Here is a 23498-nt window from a genome sequence, read left to right as displayed (position 1 = left end):
GCTCTTGTTCTCGGGTTTCTCAATTCACGAGGCAGGCATTCGGTCAGCGCAAATTGACGCGCAGTACGGCGGCGCTGGCGAACGGCAGCAATGCAATGGAGGCGGCGGAGATTCCCGCCAGCATCAGAAGCGGTGTCTGTACTGTCATTCCTTCCGCCCCGCGGCGGGCCACTTCGGAGCCGAAGATCAGCGTCGGCACATAGAGCGGCATCACCAATAGCGACATCAGCAGGCCGCCGCGCTTCAGCCCCACTGTCAGCGCCGCGCCAAAGGTGCCGATGACGCTCAGCGCCGGGGTACCCAGAAGCAACGAGACCACAAGCCATTGGAACCCCGCAACAGGCAGGTTCAGCAGCAGCCCCAGCACCGGCGCCGCCATCACCAACGGCAGGCCGGTGGTGATCCAATGGGCCAGCGCCTTGATTGTCACGGTGCTTTCCAGCGGCAGCGGTGCAGTGGCCAAGAGGTCGAGCGAGCCGTCCTCCCAATCCAGCGCCAACAGCCGGTCCAACGACAAAAGGCAGGCCAGCAGCGCGCCCAGCCACAACACACCCGGCGCAATGCGGGCCAGCAGCTCGGATTGCGGGCCAACGGAAAACGGCACCATCACGGTCACGATCAGGAAGAACGCAAGACCCAGGCCAAAGCCGCCGCCCGCGCGGAAAGCGAGCTTCAGATCCCGCATCAGAAGCGCAATCACAGGAAGCCTCCGTCGAAATCATCCAGCGCCATTGGCTTGGCCTTGAAGGGACCGACATCCAGCACCCCGGCTGCCAGCCCCAGATCGATATGGGTGGCAATCAAGGCAGATCCGCCCTGCCCCAGATGCGCCCGCACGGCATTTGCAAACATCGCGACAGAGGTTTTGTCGAGGCTCACCGTCGGCTCATCCATGATCCAGATCGGCCGCCCGGTGACCAGCATCCGGCTAAGGCCGAGGCGGCGTTTCTGTCCCGCCGACAGCGCCCCCGCCTGCCGGTCGCGCAATCCTTGCAGGTCAAACCCGTCCAGCGCCTGTTCGATCCCATTGCGGCCAAAGACGCTGGCCCAGAAGGTCAGGTTCTCGGCCACCGTCAGCGTCGGCTTCAGCCCGTCGGAATGTGCGGCATAGGCGATCTGATCCTCGGCGCCTTCCACCCGGCCTTTCAGCGGCGGCTGCAGCCCGGCGACGGTGCGCAACAGCGTGGTCTTGCCAATGCCATTCGGGCCGCGCAGGATCAGCGCCTTGCCGGGATCCAGCGCAAAGCTCAGGCCTTCCAGCACCGGGATGCCACCGCGCGCCACGCTCAGATCCGTCACAGTCAATGTCATGAAGTTCGCTTATCCCATTGTGCTTGCGCATCAAAAGCCATTCAGCCGCAGCCCGCTTAGCGGCAGGTCAATCACATCTTAAGAAATTCAGACCGCCAGCGCCGCTATGGCAATCCGGCGCCCCTCGGACAGCAGCACATTATAAGTGCGGCAGGCCGCGGGGGAGTTCATCACCTCGACCCCCAGACCGGCCCCTTCCAGCACCTTGCGCAGCTCCGCCGGGATATGGGCAATCTCGGCGCCGGTTCCTATGAACAGCACGTCGATCTCTCCTGCCAGCGCCAGCAACGGCTTGGCATCCGCATAACCGCCCCAGGCCGCGGTCCCCGCAGCTGAGGTCAGCACCGCCCCCTGATGCACCTGCCCGCCGATGCGGAAGAACCCGGCACCATAGCCATCAACCGGCTGTGCGTCCGTATAGCTCACTTCATTCAAGCGCATTCGGGGATCCTTTCAGTCAAACACCGGAAGGCTGGATAACACGGCCAGCGCAATCACGGAATAGGAGGCCAAGCGGTAGGGCTTTTCCAGCTTGGGATCAAACAGCGCCTTTCCGGTCAGGGTGGTGATCACGTAAGGCACGCCCAGCAGAGCCGCCAGAACGACCGCCTGCAGGCTGGCCAGCCCGCCAAAGATCAGGTTAACCGCAATCACCACATCAAGGGCGGCCAGAAACACAATTGTATTGGCCCTGACCCGCGCCACATCGCGCACATTTGCCAAATAAAAGACAATGACCACCGGTCCTGTCAAACCGGTCATGCCGCCGACCATGCCAGCCGCTCCACCGATGCCAAACCGTCCAGGCCAGCCCAACCGCCCCTGCCAGCGCCAGCCGGAGACCACAGCTGCCAGCGTCACCCCGATTACCCCGGCGGCAAGCCAGCGCAATGTCAGCGGATCCATCTGCGACATCACCCACAGACCAGCGGGAACTGTAACCGCAGCGGCCATCGCCAGCGCACCAACCTCAGCCTTGTCGGCCTGGCGCCAGGCCTGCGGGAACAGGGTGATGGTGGAAAACACCCCCATCAGCACCATCAGAAACACCACATCCGCCGCCGGCAGGAACTGCGCCCCCACCGGCACAAAGATCATTGCGGTGCCAAAACCAGTGAAGCCGCGGACAAGACCCGCGGCTCCAATAGTCAGGAAAAGCCAGAACAGCCCCGGTGTGGCCAGGGTTGCCTGAAAGGTCTCAAGCATCGATGTTCGAGAACTGATTGCCGGTGGTGTTTGCTTGTTTCGACCAGTCACGCTTCACACCCAGCCTCAGCAGAATGGTGGAGGCCACGAACACGGACGAATAGGTCCCGACCAGAACACCCCAGATCATTGCAAAGACAAAGCCGCGGATCACATCGCCGCCCAGCACATACAGCGAGACCAGCGCCAAGAGCGTGGTAACCGAGGTCATCACCGTCCGGCTGAGGGTCTCGTTGATCGAGATGTTCAGAACCTCGGCCAGGTCTTTCTTCTTGTAGCGTCGCAAGTTTTCGCGGACCCGGTCGAACACAACCACAGTATCGTTCAGCGAATAACCAACAATAGTCAGCAAGGCTGCGATGATGGCTAGGTCGAACTTGATCTGCAGTTCCGAGAACACGCCGATGGTCAGCACCACATCATGCACCAGTGCCGCCACGGCGCCCAAGGCGAACTGCCACTCAAACCGCAACCAGATGTAGACCAGAACAGCGGCAATCGCGAGTGCCACGGCCAGCACTGCAGTCTGGATCAACTCGCCCGAGACCTTGGGGCCGACCGATTCGACCGAAACAAACTTGATGCCCGGCGCCACTGCGTCCAGCGACTGTTTCAGCATCTCGACCATACCGCCTGTGATCGCCTCGCCGTCGTCCTGCGCCTGAATGCGGATCATGGCGACGTGCTGGTCTTCCTCGAAGGTCGGATCGAACACTTCGGTAATCGATACATCGCCCAGATCATGCACCGCCAGCGCGTCGCGGTAGGCGCCGACGTCCACGGATTCGGATGCTTCGGTGCGGATGGTGGTCCCGCCGCGGAAATCGATGCCGAAGTTCAGCCCCTGCAAGAAAAAAGAGACCAGTGCAACCACCATCATCAGGGCGGAAATCCCCAGCCACAGCTTGGAGAGCTTGAAGAAATCGAAAGAGGTCCCCTCGGGAACTAGTTTCAGCCGCATCTTACACCTCAATCGTTTTCGGACGGCGCCGTTCAAACCACATCACGATGATCAGCCGGGTGACAAAGATCGCGGTGAACACCGAGGTCAGAATGCCAAGCCCCAGAGTGATCGCAAAGCCGCGCACCGGGCCGGAGCCCATGGCAAACAGGATCACCGCGGTGATGAACGTTGTGATATTGGCGTCAAGGATGGCGCTCAGCGCCTTGGAGTAGCCTTCGTCGATGGCACGGGCCGGGCCGCGGCCCGCCTTCAGCTCTTCGCGGATACGTTCGAAGATCAGCACATTGGCGTCCACTGCCATACCGACCGTCAGCACGATACCCGCGATGCCCGGCAGCGTCAGCGTGCCGCCGATCAGGCTGAGCATCCCGAAGATCAGCGCGATGTTCAGGATCAGCGCCACATTGGCAAAAAGACCGAAAAGACCATAGCTGAGCCCCATGAACACCAGCACTGCAATGAAGGCAACGATAGTAGCGATCTTGCCCGCGTCGATGCTGTCCTGGCCCAGTTCCGGGCCGATGGTGCGTTCTTCGAGGAATTCCAGCCCTGCCGGCAGTGCGCCTGCGCGCAGAAGAACCGCCAGATTGGTGCTTTCCTCGATGCTGAAATTGCCGGTGATGATGCCGGAACCGCCCGGAATATGCGATTGGATCACCGGGGCAGAGACCACCTCGTCGTCCAGCACAATGGCAAAGGGAGAGCCGATGTTTTCCGCGGTGTAGTCGCCGAACCGGCGCGCACCCGAGGTGTTGAAGCGGAAGGTCACCGCTGGACGGCCGTTCTGATCGAAGGACGGCTGCGCATCCACCAGGTCCTCACCAGTTACCACAGCAGCAGCTTCAATGGTGTAGTAAATGCCGCTTTCGTCCAGCGACGGGATGATTTTATTACCGATACCCGGTGCAGCATCTTTGTCGCTGCCACGGCCGACAACCGGATTGAAGGTCAGTTGCGCAGTGGTGCCAATGATCGCCTTCAACTCAGAGGCAGAGCCAATGCCCGGCACCTGGATCAGGATCCGGTCAGCGCCTTGGCGCTGGATGGTCGGCTCGCGGGTTCCGACCTCGTCGATCCGGCGGCGCACGATCTCCAGCGCCTGCCGCACGGTGCGGTCGTCCGAGGCGATCTTTTCTGCCTCGCTCAAGCGCACCACCAGGACGCCAGCCTCAGCGGAAACCTCGATGTCGTTGGCGCCCACTCCGGTTAATGTGGTAATCGGATTGGCCAGCTCGCGCACGACGTCCAGCGCACGGGCCATGCCTTCGGGCTTGGTGATTTTCACCCGAATCTCATCCGCCTTGCCCGGCTGGCGGCGGAACGTGCCGACGGTGCTGCGTTCGGGCCGCAGTGCATCGCGCACCTCCGGCCACAGCGCATCCATCCGCGCCTCATAGACGTCACTGACCTGCACTTCGGCCAGCAGATGCGCGCCGCCCCGCAGATCGAGGCCCAGGTTCACCAGCCCTGACGGCAGGAAGGCCGGCCATTGGCCCGCCGTTTCAAGCCGCTCAGATGTTTCACCCTTGGCGATGATATCCGCCGCGGCATCGTTGGCCTGTTCGACGCGGGTATAAAACCCGTTTGGCAGGGCAAGCATCAGACCGGCCGCACACACCAGCCAGATCAGCACCCTCTTCCAGAGATCAATTTGCAGCATTGCCCTGCCTTTTCAGTATGTTATCGGTCTGAGCTTACGACACGGGGTCGGTTTTGCTCAGCACCTGGGCAATGGTCGCCTTGATGACGCGCACTTTCACGCCATCGGCGATTTCAACTTCGATCTCGCCGTCTTCCTTGACCTTGGACACCTTGCCGATCAGGCCGCCCTGGGTCACCACCTGATCGCGCACCCGCAGCTGATCGACCATCTTCTGATGCTCTTTCACCTTTTTCTGCTGCGGACGGATCAGCAGGAAGTACATGATCGCGAAGATCAGGATAAGCGGGAGAAATTGGGCGATTGCGCCACTGTCCATGGGATATTCCTTCTGTCAAAGCGGCATGAGGTTTCACACCGGAATTTTGCAGCGGAACCTATGCGCTGGGTGGATAGGTTGCAAGGCTGGCGCAATGCAAAAGCGCAGCCGGGAAAGGCCGTTGCAGGTTTCGCTTGGCGCCGTGCCGGGAAAGGCGCTCCGATCCGCTGCCGCAGTTGCGGCAATTCCCATGTTGCACATAGACCGTACGCGCCCCTTCCCCTTTGTTCACCCTTGCGTCATAGGATGGGCTTACTGATTCAAATCGTCATTCAACGCCAGGAGAGACTCTCATGCATGACATCCGCGCCATCCGCGAAAACCCTGCCGCATTCGACGCCGCTGTGGCGCGGCGCGGGGACGCGGGCGTGTCATCCGAGATCCTGGCACTGGATGAGGCGCGCCGGGCCAAAATCCAGGCAGCAGAAGCCGCCCAGGCCCAGCAGAACAAGGCCTCCAAGGAAGTTGGCGCCGCCAAGGCCCGCGGCGACGAGACCGAGTTTGAACGCCTGCGCGCACTGGTCGCGGAGAAAAAGGCCGAAGTCGCCGCCATGAACACCGAGGCCAAGGAGCTGGATCAGCAACTGACCGATAGGCTGATGACCATCCCGAACCTTGCGTTTGAGGACGTGCCAGACGGCGAAGATGAGGACGACAATGTCGAAATCCGCCGCTGGGGCGAGCCAAAGGAACTCGGCTTCGAGGCCAAGGAGCATTTCGAGATCGAAGGCGTGAAGCCCGGCATGGATTTCGAAACCGCAGCCAAACTGTCAGGCAGCAGGTTTGTGGTGCTGTCGGGTGCAGTCGCCCGCATCCATCGCGCGCTGGCGCAGTTCATGATCAACACCCATGTGGACGAGAACGGTCTAACTGAGGCCTGGACCCCGGTTCTGGTGCGCGAGGAAATGATGTACGGCACCGGCCAGCTGCCCAAGTTCGGCGAAGACAGCTATAAGACCACCGATGGCTGGTGGCTGGTTCCGACTGCCGAGGTCACGCTGACCAATATCGTCAACGGCATGACGGTCGAAGAAGGCTACCTGCCCCGCCGCTATGTGGCGCACACCCAGTGCTTCCGCTCCGAGGCCGGTTCGGCCGGCAAGGACACTTCCGGAATGCTGCGCCAGCACCAATTCGAGAAAGTCGAAATGGTTTCGGTCACGCATCCTGACAACAGCGGTGATGAGCATGAGCGCATGACCCGTTGCGCCGAAAACATTTTGGAACGGTTGGGCCTGCCCTACCGCACCATTGTTCTGTGCACTGGCGACATGGGATTCGGCGCCAGAAAGACCCACGACATCGAGGTCTGGGTGCCCGGCCAGAAAACCTATCGCGAGATCTCTTCGGTTTCGGTCTGCGGCGATTTCCAGGCCCGCCGGATGAATGCACGGTTCAAGCCTGAGGGCGGCGGCAAGCCGCAGTTCTTGCACACGCTGAACGGATCCGGTCTGGCAGTGGGCCGCTGCCTGATCGCAGTGCTGGAGAACGGCCAGCAGGCGGATGGATCGGTCAAGCTGCCCGAGGTTCTGGCACCTTATCTGGGCGGTAAGCTGACCCTGACCGCGGATGGCGCACTGGCCTGACACAAACGCCAGAGCCATACAGAAAACGGCGCCCAAGCGGTGCCGTTTTTTCTTGCTCAGAGCGTTAAGGTTATTTCTTCACCTTCTTCTTCCCGCCCCCCTTGGCTTCAAGAATTGCCTGAGCCTTTGCCTTTTCCTTTTCAACGGCTTTTTTCGCCTTCGCTTTGACCTTCTTTGCCTTTTGCTTGGCTTTTATTCTTGCTGCTGCAAAATCCACCGCCAGCTGCGCCGCTTTACGCTTGGCTTTACGCGCCTTGGCCTGCGCCTTTGCAGCCTTTTCCTCGGCTGCCCGGCGCGCGGCCTCGGCAGCTGCCAGTTTGGCATTCAGCTCGTCCTGCAATCCACCAGTTGCTCTATCTGCCAGTGGCTTGACCACTTTCCTGCCTGGCGCCTTTCCGGTCATGGGCGGGGTCTCCTTCTTTTCAAATTCGGTCGGCCTGGCGGCCTCAGCCGGCTATTCCTTGGAAGCCTGCGGCAGCATCACCGCATGTCCGGTTCCGGCACCGGGGATGCCGTGCAGCGGCGGGTTCCCGTGCAGCCAGGTCAGTTGCGCCTTGGAAGTCATAGCTGCCCGCCGCCCGTTTCAACAGAGGAAGACCTCAGCTTGGAAAGGGCACCAGGCATTTTTTGTCCTCGTCCCACAACTTCAGCGTCAGCGCCCGGACTGCTTCGCGAAATTTGATCCGGCGCAGCCCCAGTTCCGGCGGCAGGCTGTAGTGGCATTGGCGCAGCCGGTAAGACGGGATACGGGCGTTAAAATGGTGGATATCATGCAGGGTGATATTGGCCACCGCCATGTCGAAGACCCAGCCGAAATCCAGGCAGGAAGACCCCTGCAGCGCCGCCACCTGCGGGTTTAGGTCCGGGCGGCGGTCCCAATAGGTGTCCTCAAAATTATGCTGCAGGTAGACCAGGAACACTCCGATCATGCCGCCCAGGAAAGAAAACACCAGCCAGACCCAGATCCCGGTCACCCCAGCCGCCCGGTAAAGAAGGCCCAGCAAGGCGACGATCACAAGATTGTGCAGGATCACCGCCACCGCACCAAAGCGCCGGGTATTCTTGGGCCAGCGATAGCGGATGAAGTAAGTGAATGCCGCCCCCAGCGGCACCAGCACGAACGGATTGCGGTACAGACGGTAGCGGAGCCGGTCCCAGCCCCCGGCCTTGGCCCACTCCCGCACGGTCATGGTGTGAATCTCACCCGTCTCGCGGTGTTCCAGGTTGCCGATGTTGGAGTGATGCAGGTTGTGGTTCTGTTTCATAACCTCAAACGGCGCAAATGTGAAAGGAGACAGCACATGGCCGGCAATCTCGTTCTGGAGCCGGGTTTCAAATAAGGAATGATGCCCGGTGTCATGCTGCAGCACATATAGCCGCACTGCGGCAAAGGCAAAAACCACACCTGCCGGCAGCATCAGGAACCACTGGTCCGCATAGGCAACAGCCACGGCAAGCGCTGCAAAGTAGACCGCAAAAGTGCCGAAATAGCTGAGCAAGGCCAGCCGGTTGTCCTGTCGTGCGAATTGACGCGTATGTGCCCTCAGATCCATGACCCCGTCCCTAAAGCCGATGCGTGACAGCTATGCAAAGCGCGCATTCCGTCCAAAGTCAATTTCCAGATAACCCGGCCTTGTTCAAAAACAAGATTATCACCGGACAAACCCTTCAACCTTAAGTGTATAAATCTGCAAAAGTGAACCAAATACAGGCAGGAGACGCAGGGCTAGCAGCAGGCAAAAGCCCGCGCCCCCCCGCGCAACGCAAAAGCGCCGCCCGACAGGGCGGCGCCGGGCCCAACGGGCCGGGGTTTTCTTTCGGGACTGCCGCAGGACCGGCGGGAGCACCGCGGTCTTACTGGATCAGCCGCCGCGCTTGTTCAAATGCTTGGCCAAAGCGCCGGCATTTTTGGCGCGCTTGCCCTTATAGGGGTTCTTGTCGCCCTGGCCGCGCATATAAAGCCGGATCGGCGTGCCCGGCATGTCGAAATCCTCGCGCAACCCGTTGACCAGATAGCGGGTATAGCTTTCCGGCAGTTTGTCGGGATGCGAGCACATCACCACAAACCCCGGCGGGCGGCTTTTGGCCTGGGTCATGTAACGCAGCTTGATCCGCTTGCCCTGGGGTGCTGGCGGCGGGTGCTGCTCCAGCATGCCAACCAGCCAGCGGTTCAGCGCCGCGGTCGGCACCCGGCGGTTCCACACACGATAGGCCCGCATGATCGCGTCATGCAACCGGTCCAGCCCTTTGCCGGTTTTGGCCGAAACCGTCACCAGAGGCGCGCCGCGCAGCTGCGGCAACAGGCGGCCGAAGGCTTCCTTCAGATCGCGCAGCTTTTCCTGCTTGTTGTCTTCGATGTCCCATTTGTTCACCGCGACAACAACCGACCGGCCCTCGCGCTCGGCCAGGTCGGCGATCCGCAGGTCCTGTTGCTCAAACGGGATATCCGCATCCAGCAGCACCACCACTACCTCGGCGAATTTCACCGCACGCAGGCCGTCGGAAACGGACAGCTTTTCCAGCTTTTCCTGCACCTTGGCCTTCTTGCGCATGCCGGCAGTGTCAAACACCCGCATCGGCACGCCGTTCCAGTTCATCCGCAGCGAGATCGCGTCGCGGGTGATCCCTGCCTCAGGTCCGGTCAGCAGCCGGTCCTCACCCAGGATCTTGTTGATCAGCGTCGACTTGCCCGCGTTGGGACGGCCCACCACAGCGACCTGCAGCGGCTTGGCATCGGTCGGCTCGGGGATGCTCTCGACCTCATCTTCGCCGATCTCTTCGTCCAGCACCACATCGGTGACCGGCGAATGATCCACTGCCTCGGTTTCAAACTTCTCCGCCAGCGGCATCAGGACCGAGTAGAGATCCGGCATTCCTTCGCCGTGCTCGCCGGACAAGCGCAGGGGCTCGCCCAGACCAAGGCTGTAGGCCTCCAGCACGCCGGCTTCGGCGGCGTTGCCTTCGGCCTTGTTGGCAACCAGGATCACATGGGCGGATTTGCGGCGCAGAATGTCGGCAAACAACTCATCGGTCGGCGTCACGCCGGTGCGCGCGTCAATCATGAACATGCAGATATCGGCCATATCCACCGCCCGCTCGGTCAGCCGCCGCATGCGGCCCTCCAGCGAGTTGTCGGTGGCATCTTCCAGACCTGCGGTATCAATCACCGTGAACCGCAAATCGCCCAAACGCGCCTCGCCTTCGCGCAAATCGCGCGTCACGCCCGGCTGGTCGTCGACCAAGGCCAGTTTTTTGCCCACAAGGCGGTTGAACAGGGTGGACTTGCCCACATTGGGGCGGCCCACGATGGCGAGGGTAAAGGACATCAGACCAGCTTTCTGCGATTCAGACGCGGCTCATAACGCATCCGGGCGGCATCCGCCACCCGGAAACACTGCTCAGCGGTATGCCAGCAATTCACCATTGGAGGAAACCACGTAGAGCGTGCGCCCTGCAACAACCGGTGCGGTGGTGGCGCCGCCCGGCACCTCGGCGGTGCGGATGAGGCTGCCATCCTGCGGGTTGAAAAAGCGCAGAAGCCCGTCATTGGAGGCGACTACAATCTGCCCGCCTGCCAGCACCGGCCCGTAATGCACATGGATCCGGCCGCGCTTGCCTGGCCTGTCTTTCAGAAACCCCGGAAGATCAACCGCCCAGATCACCTCGCCGCTGCCCGCATCCAGGCGCAGCAGCTGGTTGAGGTCGCTGACCTGGAACAGGCTGCCGCCTGCAGGCCAGGCTGTGCCGGCGGCGCCTTCGCGCGCGGTCCACAGCCGGTCGCCGGTGTCGAGATCGATCGCGACGGTGCGCCCCGAGTGGTTGCCGGCATACAGCCGCTTGCCCGAGACCACCGGTGCGCCGGTCACATCGCTGATCCGCGACAGGGTCAGGCCGGTGCGCTGGCCGGAGACCGATGCGCTCCAGCGGCGCAGGCCGCCGCGGCGGAAAGTGGCGATCAGATCCCCGGAACCAAAAGCAAAGACCGCCAGATCATTGGTCACCACAGGTGCAGGCGCCCCCAGGATATTCGACGCCGAGGGCGAAGCTTCGATCTGCCAGGCGATGCGGCCGTCCTTGGTTCTGACAGCCCAGCCGGTGTCATCCCCTGCCACCAGATAGACCAGGCCGCCGCTGACCCGCGGCTGGCCCGAGCCGGTGGCGTCCAGTTCCTGACGCCAGATCAGACTGCCATCGGCAGCATCCAATGCTGTCAGCACGCCATAGCCGGAGGAGACGTAAAGAACGCCATCATCATAGGCCAGACCGCCACCGGTGGCCTGACCCTCGTCATCTGCTGCCGGGATCAGCGTGCTGCGCCACAAGACCTGCCCCTGCGGCGACACCGCCGAAACCTGTGCTGCGCTGTCCAGCGCGTAAATGCGCCCGCCGCCGACCACCGGCGTTGCGGTGATACGCTGGCGGCGCCCGTCGCCGCTTCCGATGGAAGCGGACCAGATCCGCTGCGGCGCCGCTGCCAGTGCAGGATGCGCTGTGCGTCCGGCCTCGGCGCCATGGCCCTGGGCCCAGCTTGCATTTACCACTTGCTTGGGCAGCGAAATCGCGCGGGATTGGTTGACCACCTCAATTGCGGCCTCCGGACGGATGTCCTCGCGTTCTCCGCGCAGGATAATCTCTTCCTCCGCACAGGCGGCCAGAATTGCCACCGCCGCGGTGCCGCACAAAAAAGCCCGTGCCCGGGAGAATGTTCTGCTTTTTGTCATTACCCTGCCCTGTCTGCCGTTCGTGTTCCGCAAGTTCCCATCTGCGGAGCGCCTCACCCCTCAGGCGCAGAGGCATCCTCCATGGAGCCGCCAAGCGCCACAATCAACTGAGTTGCACGTTCTTTCAAGTCTGCGCTCACAGAAGCATCCGCTGCAATCTCCCGGAGCCGGCCGATTGCGGCCGGGGTATTACCCGCTTCAATATCCAGCAGCGCCAGCTGTTCGGACGCCAGCAGTGCCAGCGGCGCGCCCGGCTGGGCCAGCGCCTCATATTGCAGACGCCGGTCGTCAGAGCTCAGGGTTCCGGCCTGCAAAGCCAGTGCCTTGAAGCTGGCAATATGGCGGTAGATCAGCGGCAGCTCGCCATTGACCGCCACAGTCTCCAGCCGGGCGACCGCCTCCGCAAGCTTGCCCGAGTCCGCCAGCGCACCCGCTTCCAGCATTTTCAGAATGGCTGCGCCGCCAGCGCTTTTGGCGGAAACCGCAGCCAGTGCTTCGGATTGGCTGCCGCTGCCGTCAATTTCCAGCGCGGCGCTGATCGCATCCCCCAGGGCTTCTGCCGCGGCCTGGTCCTGTGCCTTGCTGTACTCGCGGTACGCGGCACCGCCGACGATCAGCGCCACCACAGCGCCGCCGATCCAGCCGTAGCGTTTCAGCATCAGGAATAGCCGGTCACGGCGGACCTCTTCGGTCACCTCATCGATAAAGCTGTCGGTATCGCTCATGAAAAGCCCCTGATGTGCGCGGCCCAGGCAATCCGCCCGAACCGGTAATAAATGCGTTGCGCCCCTCTTAACCCGGCTCAAAGGCCAAGCCAAGTGGCCCGTTTGCACCAGAAACCCCGGCTTTTACCCCAGAAAGGAAAGAAATGTGAACTAAACGGCTTAGTTTAGAATGGACAACTCTTGTATCAGGCTTATCACATACGCGTGGCTCCCATAGAGAGCAGGCCCTGCCATTTGTGAGCAGGCCCTGCCATATTCCGGTCATGGGCATTTTGCACCTATGACCCGACCCGACAGGAAACAAGGAAGGCCCGACATGCGTATCATTCCGATGCTGACTGCTGTGGTTGTGACAGCTGGCCTCTATTTGGTGATAATTCAGCGTGATAATCTGATTGCCTTTGCCCGCGGCGAGGTCGCGCCAGGGGCCGGCCAGACCGGGCCGGAACCAGTTGAAGGCCAGCAGCTTGCCGAAGCCTCGGACATGCGAGTCGGCGTAGTGGCCCTGCGAAGCAAGGCGCGCACCATTGACAGTGCGGTCATCCTGCGTGGACAGACGCAGGCGATCCGCCAGGTCGACGTTCGGGCCGAGATCACCTCAACCGTGATTTCCGAACCCTTGCGCAAAGGAGCCCATGTGAAGAAGGGCGACTTGCTGTGCGAACTCGACCCTGGCATCCGCCAGGCCATGCTGCTTCAGGCGCAGGCCCAGTTGAAGGAAGCCAGGATCAATCTGACCGCCTCGGCGAAACTGTCGCAAGGCGGTTACGCCTCGGAAACCCGGCTGGCCTCCTCGGAGGCTGCGGAGCGGACGGCCTTGGCCGCAGTGGCGACAGCAGAACAAGAACTCGGCCACCTAACCATTACTGCACCTTTCGACGGCCTGCTGGAAAGCGACACCGCCGAATTGGGAAGCCTGCTGCAACCCGGCAGCCTGTGCGGCACAGTGATACAGCTCGACACCATCAAGCTGGTTGGCTACGTGCCCGAGGCCGAGGTGAACAAGGTGACCCAGGGCGCCACGGCCGGGGCCGAACTGGCGACCGGACAACATGTGCAGGGTGAGGTCACCTTTGTCAGCCGTTCCGCCGATCCGAACACCCGCACTTTTGAGGTGGAAATCACCGTTCCCAACCCGGATCTGAGCATCCGTGACGGCCAGACCGCCGATATAGCGATTTCTTCGGCCGGCCGGCTCGCGCACAAGCTGCCGCAATCGGCGCTAACGCTGAATAACGAAGGCAAGCTGGGGGTGCGCGTTGTCGGTTCTGATAGCACTGTGGTATTCTACCCGGTGCAGCTCCTGCGGGATGAGGCCGACGGAGTCTGGCTCGGCGGCCTGCCCGAAACCGCAAATGTGATCGTGGTGGGGCAGGACTTTGTGACCGAAGGAGTCGTGGTGGCGGCCACCTACCGGGAGACTGAACAGTGATTGGCATCGTCGATTGGGCCGCCGGCCGCGCGCGGATGGTCCTCGCCTTCATCGCGATCTCGCTGCTTGTCGGCGGCGTCGCCTATTCGATGCTGCCCAAGGAGGGTGAGCCGGACATCGAAATCCCCGCCCTGTTCATCTCGGTCCCCTTCCCCGGCATTTCGGCCGAGGACGCCGAAACCCTGATGGTCAAGGTGATGGAGACCGAGCTGGCCGATCTCGACGGGCTCGACAAGATGACCTCGACCGCCGCCGAGGGCTATGCCGGGGTGGCGCTGGAGTTCGAGTTCGGCTGGGACAAGACCGCGATCATGGCCGACGTGCGCGACGCCATGGATAAGGCCGAGGCGGAATTCCCCGACGGCGCCGAGAAATACTCGATCACCGAAATCAACTTTTCCGAGTTCCCGATCGTCATCGTCAACCTGACCGGCGCCGTGCCGGAACGCACGATGGCGCGCATTGCCAAAGACTTGCAGGACGACCTTGAAGCACTGGACGCGGTTCTGGAGGCCGGGATCGCCGGCAACCGCGACGAAATGGTCGAGGTGCTGATCGACCCGCTGCGGCTGGAAGCCTATAATGTCACAGCACCTGAGTTGATCAATGTTGTGCAGAACAACAACCAGCTGATTGCGGCAGGTGAAGTGGAGACTGCACAGGGCACCTTTGCGGTCAAGATCCCCTCCTCCTTTGACGAGGTAAAGGATATCTATCAACTGCCGGTCAAAACCAACGGTGACCGTGTGGTTACCCTTGGGGAACTGGCGCAGATCAATTTCACCTTTGAAGACCGGATCGGCACCGCCCGATTCAACGGCGGAGACACAGTGGCGCTGCAGGTGGTCAAGCGCAAGGGCTACAACGTTATCGACACCGTCAACCTGGTGAAAGAGACGCTGGAATCCTCCAGATCCAAATGGCCGCCGGAACTGCAGGCCGCGGTTAACGTCGGCACCTCCAACGATCAAAGCCGCGTTGTCGGCTCGATGGTCAGCCAGCTGGAAGGCTCGGTTCTGACCGCCGTGGCGCTGGTGATGATCGTCGTTCTGTCCGCGCTTGGCAGCCGCGCTGCGCTGCTGGTCGGCTTTGCCATCCCAACGTCGTTCCTGCTGTGCTTTGCATTTCTGGCGCTGATGGGCGTCACCATTTCCAACATGGTGATGTTCGGACTGATCCTTGCCGTGGGCATGCTGGTGGATGGTGCCATTGTGATCGTGGAATATGCTGACAAACGCATCCAGGAAGGCACCGGCCCGATGCACGCCTATGTCGAGGCAGCACAGCGGATGTTCTGGCCGGTGGTCTCCTCCACCGCGACCACGCTCTGCGCCTTTTTGCCCTTGCTGTTCTGGCCCGGTGTGCCTGGCGAATTCATGGGAATGCTGCCAGTCACAATGATCTTTGTGCTGTCCGCCTCGCTGGTGGTGGCGCTGATCTACCTGCCTGTCATGGGCGGAGTCACCGGCCGTATCAGCCGCACATTCGAGGGCGCCTCCCGCGCGCTGCGCATGGTCGCGCCCTGGTGGCTGCGCGCCGCTTTGGTGCCTGTTGCCATGTGGGGCATGTTTGCAGGCGCCATGCAGATGCTGAACCCGTCTTACCTGCTGGGCAGCGGGGCCGATGGACTGGGCGGCGTGCTGTTTGGCGGGCTGGTCTTCACGCTTGCCTCTTTTGCCGCCTCCATCACCCTTAGCGCGGTCAAGATCGAGCGTGAGCAGAAAGAGGTCGCCGCCGGCTACCATCACACGCCCTTTGGCCATGTGATCAAGTTCATCGCAGGCAACCCGGTGATGCCGGTGGTGACCATCATCGCGGTCGCGTTCTCCATCATGATGGTGTTCAAAACCTTTGGTGAAAACAACCTTGGCGTTGAATTCTTCGTGGATTCGGAACCTGAACAGGCCTCCGCTTACGTCCGCGCCCGCGGCAACATCTCGTTGCAGGAAAAGGACGCAATGGTCCGCGCCGCTGAAGACATCATCCTGCGGCACCACGCAGTGATCAACGTCTTTTCCTTTGCCGGCGACGGCGGGTTGAACACCGACAGCTCCGGTGCGCAACTGCCCCCCGACACCATCGGCCAGGTCCAGTTCGAGATCATCCCTTGGGAAGACCGCCCCACCGACAACGAACCGCTGGATGGCTGGTTCGGGGAGGTGCTGAGCAAATACCTGGGCGTTGAAAAGGCACTCATCGCCGAGGAATACGACGGCAACACGGTCCTGGACGAGCTGAACGCCGAAATGGCCAGGCTGCCCGGTTTTGAGGTTGAGGTCCGCGCCCTTGCGCAAGGTCCGGCCTCCGGCAAACCGGTTCACCTGCGCCTGCGCGGCGACGGCTGGGAAGAACTGACAGCCGCCACCCTAGCCGCACGCGCGCATTTTGAGGCCACCCCAGGCCTGACCCTGATCGAAGACAGCCTGCCGCTGCCAGGCATCGACTGGCAGATCGACGTCGATGTCGAAAAGGCCGGCCGCTACGGCGCCGATGTAGCCACCGTGGGCGCGATGGTTCAGCTGGTCACCCGAGGCATCCTGCTGGACACCATGCGGGTCGACAGCTCGGACGAGGAGATCGACATCCGCGTTCGCCTGCCGGAGCAGGACCGGGTGCTGTCAACGCTCGATAACCTCAAGGTCCGCACTGCCGACGGGCTGGTGCCGCTGTCCAACTTCATCACCCGCCAGCCGGTGCCGAAACTGGCCCAGATCAACCGCATCGGCCAAGAGCGCTACTATGACGTGAAGGCCGACGTGGAAGCGGGTCTGAGCAAGGCCGTGATCGAAGATCCGGATACCGGCGAAATGACCCGCTTGGCGCTGCTGAAGGACCTGCCCGAAGGCACCGCGGCAACCGGAGAAACCATCGTCGCACCAAATGGCAAAACCCTGCAGCTGGTGCAGCTGACGGGTGCTGAAAGCCTTGATGCGCTGAAGGCTGCGCTGGAGGATGGTGCCAGGATCAGCCCGGTCAACCCGAACGAGCGGATCGCCGTCATCACCGAATGGCTGGAAACCGATCCGCTGCCGCGCGGCATCAGCTGGGAATGGACCGGCGACCAGGAGGAGCAGGAGGAATCCGGCGCCTTCCTGTCCAAGGCCTTTGCCGGCGCGCTGGCGCTGATGTTCGTGATTCTGCTGGCCCAGTTCAACAGCTTCTACAATTCCGCGCTGGTGCTGCTGGCGGTAGTGCTATCCACCACCGGGGTGCTGATCGGCATGATGGTAATGCAGCAGCCGTTTTCGATCATCATGACCGGCACCGGCATCGTGGCGCTGGCAGGGATTGTGGTGAACAACAACATCGTGCTGATCGACACCTACCAGGAGTTCAGCCAGCAGATGCCGCGGATCGAAGCGATCATCCGCACCGCGGAGGCGCGCATCCGCCCGGTACTGCTGACCACCATCACCACGATGGCGGGCCTGACCCCGATGATGTTCGGCGTCAGCCTGGACTTCATCAACGGCGGCTATTCCATCGACAGCCCCACCGCGCTGTGGTGGAAACAGCTGGCCACGGCAGTGGTCTTCGGCTTGGGCATCGCCACCGTGCTAACCTTGGTTGTCACCCCCTCGCTGCTGGCAATCCGGGTGTGGTTCGCCACTTATATGCGCGCCCTGGGCCGGGCGCTGTCGCGGATTACCCGCGGCCGCTCCAGCCGCATCGCGCAGGACTCGCGTCTGTTCAAAAAAGCGCGGCAGCTGCCGACGACGGAAATTCAGTGGGTAGAGGATTCGGCGTCTGAAAAGGCCGGCGACCAAGGTGAAGAGGACGAACCGCAACCGCCCGCCCCGCAGGGCCGCCTGCGCGCCGCGGAATAGCGGAAGAATGGTGAAAGCTGGCCCCGCACCTCCGGGGCCAGCTCTTTGCATTGCAACGTCAGCCTGTCTGCAGGGAACGGCAGCTTTTGCACAAGGCTCCAACCAGAGAGGAAGCGAGCCGGCCTGCTGGGAACAGGTCTGAACGCGGTGATGCTCAGCCCGCTTTTGCCAGCACGCCGGCGTCCACGGCGGCCTTCATTTCATCCTGGTCAACCTCGCCGTCGGCATCGGCATCGATGGCGGCAAAGGTTTCCGCGTTCAGTTCCGGATATTCGGCCTGCAACTCTTCCAGCGAGAAGGAGCCGTTGCCGTCCACGTCGGCCTCGGCGCCGATGCCAACGGTGACCCCGGTGGCGAGGTCCAGTGCGGCCACCGGGGCAGCGGCAAGGGCAGTCAGGGCGGCAGCAGTCAATGCGAAGGACTTCATGTGAGATACTCCATTCATTCTATTGCGTTTTTCTAAACCCACGGTGTCTCGGTGAGCCACGGATAGAGGTAGGCACAGCGCGCAGCCATCGCCAGAGGCCGGGACGGCCCGGGAAATTTTCGGCGCGGGGCCGCCGAAATCCCGCCCCGGTCTGAGCGCCTTGCCGCCCTGGCCCGAAACCTGTGCCTTTCTCCGCTTAGCCGCAGCCGCGCAAGCCGCAGGTTTTTGCCGCCGCTGTCGCCGGTGCGGCAATAACGCAAGTCTCTGGGAACTTTCCCGGCCGGTCCGAAAGCCGCCGCACGAGGCTTACGCCACGTCCTGATCCGCCTGCTGACGCTGCCACAGCCGCGCGTACCGCCCGTCCCGTGCCAGCAATTCGTCGTGGGTGCCTGTCTCGGCAATTTCCCCCTGCTCCAGCACCACGATCCGGTTGGCTTCGGCAATGGTAGACAGACGGTGCGCGATGGTGATCACTGTGCGTCCCTGCCCGGCCCGAGCCAACGCCTCCTTGATTTCCTGCTCAGTATCGGTGTCCAGAGCCGAGGTCGCCTCGTCCAGCAGCAGCACCGGCGGATTTTTCAGCAATGTGCGGGCAATGCCAACCCGCTGCTTCTCGCCGCCGGACAATTTCAAACCACGCTCGCCGACCTGCGTGTCGTAGCCCTCCGGCAGCGCCGCGATGAAGTCATGGATCTGCGCGTCGCGCGCCGCTTGCTCCACATCAGACTGGGTGGCCCCGTCGCGTCCATAGGCAATGTTGTAGCGGATCGTGTCGTTAAACAGCACAGTGTCCTGCGGCACCACGCCGATCGCGTGGTGCAGGCTTTTCTGGGTCACGTCGCGCACGTCCTGACCGTCGATCTTCAACGCGCCGCCAGTGACGTCATAAAAGCGGAACAACAACCGTCCGATGGTGGATTTTCCCGACCCGGTGGAACCCACGATCGCCACCGTCTGGCCAGGTTCCGCTTCCAACGAGACGCCTTTCAGGATCTCCCGCCCTGACTCATACGAAAACCGCACATCCTCCAGCGTGATCCGGCCGCCATTGACCCGCAGCTCAGCAGCGCCCGGGCGGTCGCTCACATCGGCGGGCTGCTCCAAAAGATCAAACATCTCGCCCATGTCCACCAGGCTCTGGCGGATTTCGCGGTAGACGGTGCCAAGGAAGTTCAACGGCACCGTGATCTGGATCATATAGGCGTTGACCATGACGAAATCGCCGACCGTCAGCGCGCCCCGCTCCACGCCGATCGCGGCCATCACCATAACACCGATAAGGCCCGCGGTGATAATCATACTCTGGCCGAAATTCAGTGCTGCCAGCGAATAGGCTGTTTTCAGGGCCGCCTGTGCATATCCCCGCATCGCTCCGTCATAGCGTGCCGCCTCGCGCTCCTCGGCGACGAAATACTTGACCGTCTCGTAGTTTAGCAGGCTGTCGATGGCTTTCTGGTTGGCGTCGGTGTCCTGCTTGTTCATCTCGCGGCGCAGCTTCACCCGCCATTCGGTCACCGCAAACGTGAACCAGACATAAAGGGTGATGGTTCCGGCCACGACTGCCAGATACCAGGCGTCGAAAAGAACCGTCAGAATCACCGCAACCAGGGTCAGCTCCAGGATCAGCGGCCCGATGGAGAACAGCATGAAACGCAGCAGGAACTCGACACCCTTCACGCCGCGCTCGATGATCCGGCTAAGCCCCCCGGTCTTACGGGTGATGTGATAGCGCATCGACAACCGGTGGATATGGGCGAAGGTCTCCAGCGCCAAACGGCGCAGGGCACGCTGCCCGACCGGGGCAAAGATTGCATCGCGCAACTGCTGAAACCCAGTGGTCAGGACGCGCGACATGCCATAGGCCACCGTCAGACCGACGGCGCCCAGGGCCAGCGGCGGCACCCCTTCCCCCGCGAGACTGTCGACTGCGTCTTTATACAGCATCGGCGTATAGACCGCGATCAGCTTGGCCAGAACCAGCACCGCCAGCGCCAGCACCACCCGGACCTTCACTGCACGGTTATCCTTGGGCCACAAATACGGTCCCACCTTGCGCAGTGTGCGCAGGCCGGACCGGCGTTCGTCTTCGGCGGTGAGGGCTGGCGGCGGCACGGCGGCCTGGTCTGTCTGGGTCATGGTGGTTCCTGGCTTGACCCCCTCAGATATTCACCTGTTCACGGTTTTGCGAGGGGCAAACAGGAAAAACGCCCCCCAGGGGCGGGGTTCTTTGCTGTTACTCCGGTACGGTAAAGACTTGCCCCGGATAAATCAGGTCCGGATCGCGGATCGCACCGCGATTGGCCTCAAAGACCCGGACGTACAAAAAGCCGCTGCCGTATTTCTGTCGGGAGATTGCCCAGAGCGTATCGCCCTTCTGCACCGTTACCGCCCGTACCAATGGCACCGGCTGATCCGGCGTTGCCTCCTCCGCAGGCTGCAGCAGCGTCCCGGGAGGTTCGCGTTTGAACGGGGTTTCCAGACGGCTGACCACAGCTCCGGTTCCCGCTTCGATCTCATCCAGGCGCAAGGTATAAATGCCAGGTGCCACATCTTCCAGCCGGCCGCTCCAGCGCCCGTCTGCCGCGGCGTTCAGCTCTGCCACAGGCCGGTTGTCAACATAGACCCGCACCTGCGATTGCGGCTGCGCCCGGCCTGACAGCTCGACCCCGCCGCTGCCATTGTAGCTGATTGAATCCAATGCCACTTCGTCATTCAGCTCCGGATCGGCGGGACGTGCGGGCTGCACAACCTCAATCCCCTCCGCATCTGCCCGCAGAACGGCCATAGCCTGCCCCTGCGGTGTTTCCGGTTCGCCGGCAGTTGCCGGGTCCGTTGACGCCGCCGGAGCCCCTGCTGCGAAAGTCCCCGCCGTCTGACCGGTGCTGTCATCACCATTGCTTGGGTCCGCCATTCCTGTAACCGAGTCAGCGGCTGGATCCAGAGCCGCTGATGCTGTTTCGATTGCAGATTGTTCCGCCACGGCAACCTCTGCAGATTTGAGCACTGCTGCCTGACTGACCGGCGCCAGGATAAAAGACGCCCCCGAGACTTTCTTCCGGCCGTTATGTTCGGCCAGAAGCGACACCACCCGTGCATCGGTGCTTGGCGCAATCGTGGTCAAAGAAACAAATTCACCGCCCGTCGGTACTTCCAGTTGTTCCAACACTTCGCCGTCCAGCAATACCGATATACGCACCCCTGCCTGCGCGCGTCCGGCAATCACTGTGGCGCCTTCATTGTCTACCCGCACCAGATCCAGTTCGGGGGGGGCCAGAACAAAGGTATCTACCGTGGACGTTGGCGCCTCATCAACAGCGTCTGCCAAAGCAATCCGTTCCGGCCGCGCCGCTGCTTCGGGCGCTTGACCCGTAGAAATTTCATTTTCTATTTTAATTCCGATATTTACTTGCAGATCTTCATCTGGAACCTGGCCTTCTGAAGCCACTGTTTCAGCAGATTCAGCCTCAGCCCCGCCGGTATCGGAAACAGCGGCTGCAGGTTCAGATTCCGCTCTCTCGGCTTTGGTTCGGGTCTGGTTCTGCAGCGGCTGGCCGGATTCGCCGCCATCCCCTGTGAATGCGCCCCCCCCATTTGCCGCCTGGCTGCCCGTCTGATGGTCCGTCGCCCCCTCGCCTGGCTGGCCGCTGCCGAAATCCCCAAGCTGGAACAGCGCCACGCCGCCCAGCACCACCGCCACGCCGGCAATGCCGCCAAATGTGAGAGCCCCCAGCCCCCCTTTTCCAGATGCTTCCGCCATTTCGATCCCTTCGGAAATTGCGGAATGTTGCCTTCCGCTTAGTTGAGCAAACCTACCAATCCCGCTATCACGGGTCAAAACACCAATTGCGTTCCACCTTGAATTCCCACGGAAAGGCTGGCCGATGAGCATCAAATCCGTCTGTGTCTACTGCGGCGCCCGCGCTGGAGCGCTGCCAGCCTATACCCAGGCGGCACAGGATCTCGGCACCGCACTCGCCGAAAACGGGATGCGGCTGGTCTATGGTGCCGGCGATGTCGGACTGATGGGAGAGGTCGCCCGCGCCGCTCAGGCCGCAGGGGCAGAAACCTTCGGCGTGATCCCCGGCCATCTGGAAAAGCGGGAAGTCGGTAAATCCGATGTCAGAACCTATGTCGTCACCGAGACCATGCATGAGCGCAAAAAGGTCATGCTGTGGAACGCCGATGCGGTGGTTCTGCTGCCCGGCGGCGCCGGGTCGCTGGATGAGCTGTTCGAGGCCCTCACCTGGCGCCAGCTGGGCCTGCATGACAAGCCGATCGTGATCCTGAACACCGCAGGCTACTGGGACAAGCTGCGCGAGCTGCTGAACCATATAGTCAGCCAGGGTTTTGCCGGTCAGGACACAGCGGATTATCTGATTTGGGCCGACACTCCGGTAGCAGCCATTGCCGCCCTGCGCGACGCCCGCTCCTGACGCAGAGCCGAGAACGAAAACACCGCAACCGCACTCCAGATCAGCGCAAAGGCGGCGCTGTGCCAGGGAGTGAACGGCTCGGAAAAGACCAAAACCGCCACCAGGAACTGCAGCGTCGGGTTCAGATACTGGAGCACCCCGATGGTGCCCAGCCGCACGCGTTTTGCAGCATAGCTGAACAGGATCAGGGGCAGCCCGGTCAGGATACCGGAAAACGCCAGCATTGCCGCGTCGGCAGTACTGCCCAGAAATCCAGCGCCGCCAGTCAGCCAGATCACCGCCAGCGCCACCGGCAGGATCAGCAGGACCTCGGCGGTGACCGATACCACCGGACCCAAAGAAAGTTGTTTTTTGGCAACGCCGTACAGAGCAAAGCTGCCACCAAGAACCAACGGGATCAGAGGCGCCGCCCCTAATCCGAATGACAGCACTGCAACCGCCAGTGCCGCCAGTCCGACAGCCGCGCCTTGGGTCCGTGTCAGCCGCTCACTGAACACCTGCCGTCCCAGCAGCACGCTCAGCAAAGGAAAGATGTAATAGCCCAGGCTTGCTTCGGTTGCGTGGCCCGTCTGCACTGACGAAATGAAGACAAACCAGTTAAGCGAGATCATCGCCGTTGCTAGGACCAGAAACACCGCGTTGCGCTTGGTGCTCAGCGCTGTTCCCAAGACGCCGATCCGGCCCTGGAACAGGAGCACGCCAGAAAAGAACAGGAACGACCACAGCGCGCGGTGCGACAGAACCTGCTCCGGCGGCACATGCGACAGGGCCTTGTAATAGATCCCCGACAGGCCCCAGACCAGGCAGGCTGCGATCATTGCCAGAATACCCTTGCCAGCGTCACTCATCTTTGCCTCCAAGCCTCAGGTTCCCGCCGCCGGCCTGTT

20 protein-coding genes are annotated in these 23498 nt (G+C 62.0%); 4 read left to right on the top strand and 16 right to left on the bottom strand.

Annotated elements, in window-relative coordinates; all coding sequences use genetic code 11:
* Positions 1–43: 43 nt before the first annotated feature.
* From ccmB to yajC, 7 genes are all read right to left on the bottom strand, one after another.
* Positions 44–700: a heme exporter protein CcmB gene (gene ccmB / locus AC0KW6_RS00795; RefSeq protein ID WP_323776416.1), complete on the bottom strand. Its 657-nt coding sequence runs from the start codon at positions 698–700 to the stop codon at positions 44–46.
* Complete coding sequence (gene ccmA / locus AC0KW6_RS00790; protein WP_323776414.1) at positions 697–1311, bottom strand: heme ABC exporter ATP-binding protein CcmA; 615 nt, start codon at positions 1309–1311, stop codon at positions 697–699. The genes ccmB and ccmA overlap by 4 nt, the downstream gene beginning before the upstream one ends.
* Positions 1312–1398: 87 nt before the next feature.
* The gene (locus AC0KW6_RS00785; RefSeq protein WP_323776413.1) at positions 1399–1752 is read right to left on the bottom strand and encodes an Mth938-like domain-containing protein; all 354 of its coding nucleotides are present in this window, start codon (positions 1750–1752) and stop codon (positions 1399–1401) included.
* 12 nt (positions 1753–1764) lie between these two features.
* Entirely contained in the window at positions 1765–2517 is a 753-nt protein-coding gene (locus AC0KW6_RS00780; RefSeq protein ID WP_323776412.1) for a sulfite exporter TauE/SafE family protein, read from the bottom strand.
* A complete protein-coding gene (secF, locus tag AC0KW6_RS00775) occupies positions 2510–3478 on the bottom strand; it encodes a protein translocase subunit SecF (protein ID WP_323776410.1) in 969 nt (322 codons plus the stop codon). Before secF ends, AC0KW6_RS00780 begins: the two co-directional genes overlap by 8 nt.
* Before the next feature lies 1 nt (position 3479).
* A complete protein-coding gene (secD, locus tag AC0KW6_RS00770) occupies positions 3480–5141 on the bottom strand; it encodes a protein translocase subunit SecD (RefSeq protein WP_323776408.1) in 1662 nt (553 codons plus the stop codon).
* Positions 5142–5175: 34 nt separating this feature from the next.
* Entirely contained in the window at positions 5176–5460 is a 285-nt protein-coding gene (yajC, locus tag AC0KW6_RS00765) for a preprotein translocase subunit YajC (protein WP_024089858.1), read from the bottom strand.
* Between the two features lie 293 nt (positions 5461–5753).
* On the opposite strand from yajC, the gene serS reads away from it, so the two are divergent.
* On the top strand, positions 5754–7046 hold the full coding sequence (gene serS / locus AC0KW6_RS00760; protein WP_474033823.1) for a serine--tRNA ligase: 1293 nt from the start codon (positions 5754–5756) through the stop codon (positions 7044–7046).
* Positions 7047–7116: 70 nt separating this feature from the next.
* Here the strand turns inward: serS and AC0KW6_RS00755 are convergent, their stop codons facing one another.
* The 5 genes from AC0KW6_RS00755 to AC0KW6_RS00735 form a co-directional block, all read right to left on the bottom strand.
* Positions 7117–7449: a hypothetical protein gene (locus AC0KW6_RS00755; protein ID WP_474033822.1), complete on the bottom strand. Its 333-nt coding sequence runs from the start codon at positions 7447–7449 to the stop codon at positions 7117–7119.
* 196 nt (positions 7450–7645) lie between these two features.
* The gene (locus AC0KW6_RS00750) at positions 7646–8599 is read right to left on the bottom strand and encodes a fatty acid desaturase (protein ID WP_323776399.1); all 954 of its coding nucleotides are present in this window, start codon (positions 8597–8599) and stop codon (positions 7646–7648) included.
* 309 nt (positions 8600–8908) lie between these two features.
* Entirely contained in the window at positions 8909–10372 is a 1464-nt protein-coding gene (gene der / locus AC0KW6_RS00745; RefSeq protein WP_474033821.1) for a ribosome biogenesis GTPase Der, read from the bottom strand.
* A gap of 72 nt (positions 10373–10444) precedes the next feature.
* A complete protein-coding gene (locus tag AC0KW6_RS00740) occupies positions 10445–11767 on the bottom strand; it encodes a PQQ-like beta-propeller repeat protein (RefSeq protein WP_474033820.1) in 1323 nt (440 codons plus the stop codon).
* A gap of 53 nt (positions 11768–11820) precedes the next feature.
* Complete coding sequence (locus tag AC0KW6_RS00735) at positions 11821–12492, bottom strand: hypothetical protein (protein ID WP_474033819.1); 672 nt, start codon at positions 12490–12492, stop codon at positions 11821–11823.
* A 316-nt stretch (positions 12493–12808) separates the two neighbouring features.
* On the opposite strand from AC0KW6_RS00735, the gene AC0KW6_RS00730 reads away from it, so the two are divergent.
* Both AC0KW6_RS00730 and AC0KW6_RS00725 read left to right on the top strand, forming a co-directional pair.
* Complete coding sequence (locus tag AC0KW6_RS00730; protein WP_474033818.1) at positions 12809–13924, top strand: efflux RND transporter periplasmic adaptor subunit; 1116 nt, start codon at positions 12809–12811, stop codon at positions 13922–13924.
* Positions 13921–17751: an efflux RND transporter permease subunit gene (locus tag AC0KW6_RS00725; protein ID WP_474033817.1), complete on the top strand. Its 3831-nt coding sequence runs from the start codon at positions 13921–13923 to the stop codon at positions 17749–17751. Before AC0KW6_RS00730 ends, AC0KW6_RS00725 begins: the two co-directional genes overlap by 4 nt.
* Positions 17752–17905: 154 nt before the next feature.
* Here the strand turns inward: AC0KW6_RS00725 and AC0KW6_RS00720 are convergent, their stop codons facing one another.
* The 3 genes from AC0KW6_RS00720 to AC0KW6_RS00710 form a co-directional block, all read right to left on the bottom strand.
* Positions 17906–18178: an EF-hand domain-containing protein gene (locus AC0KW6_RS00720; RefSeq protein WP_474033816.1), complete on the bottom strand. Its 273-nt coding sequence runs from the start codon at positions 18176–18178 to the stop codon at positions 17906–17908.
* Between the two features lie 306 nt (positions 18179–18484).
* Positions 18485–20314, bottom strand: coding sequence for an ABCB family ABC transporter ATP-binding protein/permease (locus AC0KW6_RS00715; protein ID WP_474033815.1), 1830 nt, complete (start codon positions 20312–20314; stop codon positions 18485–18487).
* Between the two features lie 97 nt (positions 20315–20411).
* Positions 20412–21935 carry a LysM peptidoglycan-binding domain-containing protein gene (locus AC0KW6_RS00710; RefSeq protein ID WP_474033814.1) on the bottom strand — a complete coding sequence of 508 codons (1524 nt, stop codon included), beginning with the start codon at positions 21933–21935 and terminating at the stop codon, positions 20412–20414.
* A 124-nt stretch (positions 21936–22059) separates the two neighbouring features.
* Here AC0KW6_RS00710 and AC0KW6_RS00705 point away from each other — a divergent pair, with 124 nt between their 5' ends.
* A complete protein-coding gene (locus AC0KW6_RS00705; RefSeq protein ID WP_474033813.1) occupies positions 22060–22611 on the top strand; it encodes an LOG family protein in 552 nt (183 codons plus the stop codon).
* On the opposite strand, the gene rarD is transcribed toward AC0KW6_RS00705, so the two are convergent.
* Complete coding sequence (gene rarD, locus AC0KW6_RS00700) at positions 22548–23459, bottom strand: EamA family transporter RarD (RefSeq protein WP_323781258.1); 912 nt, start codon at positions 23457–23459, stop codon at positions 22548–22550. The genes AC0KW6_RS00705 and rarD overlap by 64 nt on opposite strands.
* Positions 23460–23498 lie beyond the last annotated feature (39 nt).

Source organism: Leisingera sp. SA215, assembly GCF_055902035.1.
This window is presented reverse-complemented; position numbering and strand designations above follow the sequence as displayed.

Coding starts and splice junctions, on each gene's coding strand:
- AC0KW6_RS00785 (WP_323776413.1), bottom strand. CDS start 1,752: ATGCGCTTGAATGAAGTGAGCTATACGGACGCACAGCCGGTTGATGGC.
- der (WP_474033821.1), bottom strand. CDS start 10,372: ATGTCCTTTACCCTCGCCATCGTGGGCCGCCCCAATGTGGGCAAGTCC.
- AC0KW6_RS00715 (WP_474033815.1), bottom strand. CDS start 20,314: ATGACCCAGACAGACCAGGCCGCCGTGCCGCCGCCAGCCCTCACCGCC.
- AC0KW6_RS00780 (WP_323776412.1), bottom strand. CDS start 2,517: ATGCTTGAGACCTTTCAGGCAACCCTGGCCACACCGGGGCTGTTCTGG.
- AC0KW6_RS00730 (WP_474033818.1), top strand. CDS start 12,809: ATGCGTATCATTCCGATGCTGACTGCTGTGGTTGTGACAGCTGGCCTC.
- yajC (WP_024089858.1), bottom strand. CDS start 5,460: ATGGACAGTGGCGCAATCGCCCAATTTCTCCCGCTTATCCTGATCTTC.
- ccmA (WP_323776414.1), bottom strand. CDS start 1,311: ATGACATTGACTGTGACGGATCTGAGCGTGGCGCGCGGTGGCATCCCG.
- AC0KW6_RS00720 (WP_474033816.1), bottom strand. CDS start 18,178: ATGAAGTCCTTCGCATTGACTGCTGCCGCCCTGACTGCCCTTGCCGCT.
- AC0KW6_RS00755 (WP_474033822.1), bottom strand. CDS start 7,449: ATGACCGGAAAGGCGCCAGGCAGGAAAGTGGTCAAGCCACTGGCAGAT.
- secF (WP_323776410.1), bottom strand. CDS start 3,478: ATGCGGCTGAAACTAGTTCCCGAGGGGACCTCTTTCGATTTCTTCAAG.
- rarD (WP_323781258.1), bottom strand. CDS start 23,459: ATGAGTGACGCTGGCAAGGGTATTCTGGCAATGATCGCAGCCTGCCTG.
- AC0KW6_RS00750 (WP_323776399.1), bottom strand. CDS start 8,599: ATGGATCTGAGGGCACATACGCGTCAATTCGCACGACAGGACAACCGG.
- secD (WP_323776408.1), bottom strand. CDS start 5,141: ATGCTGCAAATTGATCTCTGGAAGAGGGTGCTGATCTGGCTGGTGTGT.
- AC0KW6_RS00705 (WP_474033813.1), top strand. CDS start 22,060: ATGAGCATCAAATCCGTCTGTGTCTACTGCGGCGCCCGCGCTGGAGCG.
- AC0KW6_RS00710 (WP_474033814.1), bottom strand. CDS start 21,935: ATGGCGGAAGCATCTGGAAAAGGGGGGCTGGGGGCTCTCACATTTGGC.
- serS (WP_474033823.1), top strand. CDS start 5,754: ATGCATGACATCCGCGCCATCCGCGAAAACCCTGCCGCATTCGACGCC.
- AC0KW6_RS00735 (WP_474033819.1), bottom strand. CDS start 12,492: ATGAGCGATACCGACAGCTTTATCGATGAGGTGACCGAAGAGGTCCGC.
- AC0KW6_RS00740 (WP_474033820.1), bottom strand. CDS start 11,767: ATGACAAAAAGCAGAACATTCTCCCGGGCACGGGCTTTTTTGTGCGGC.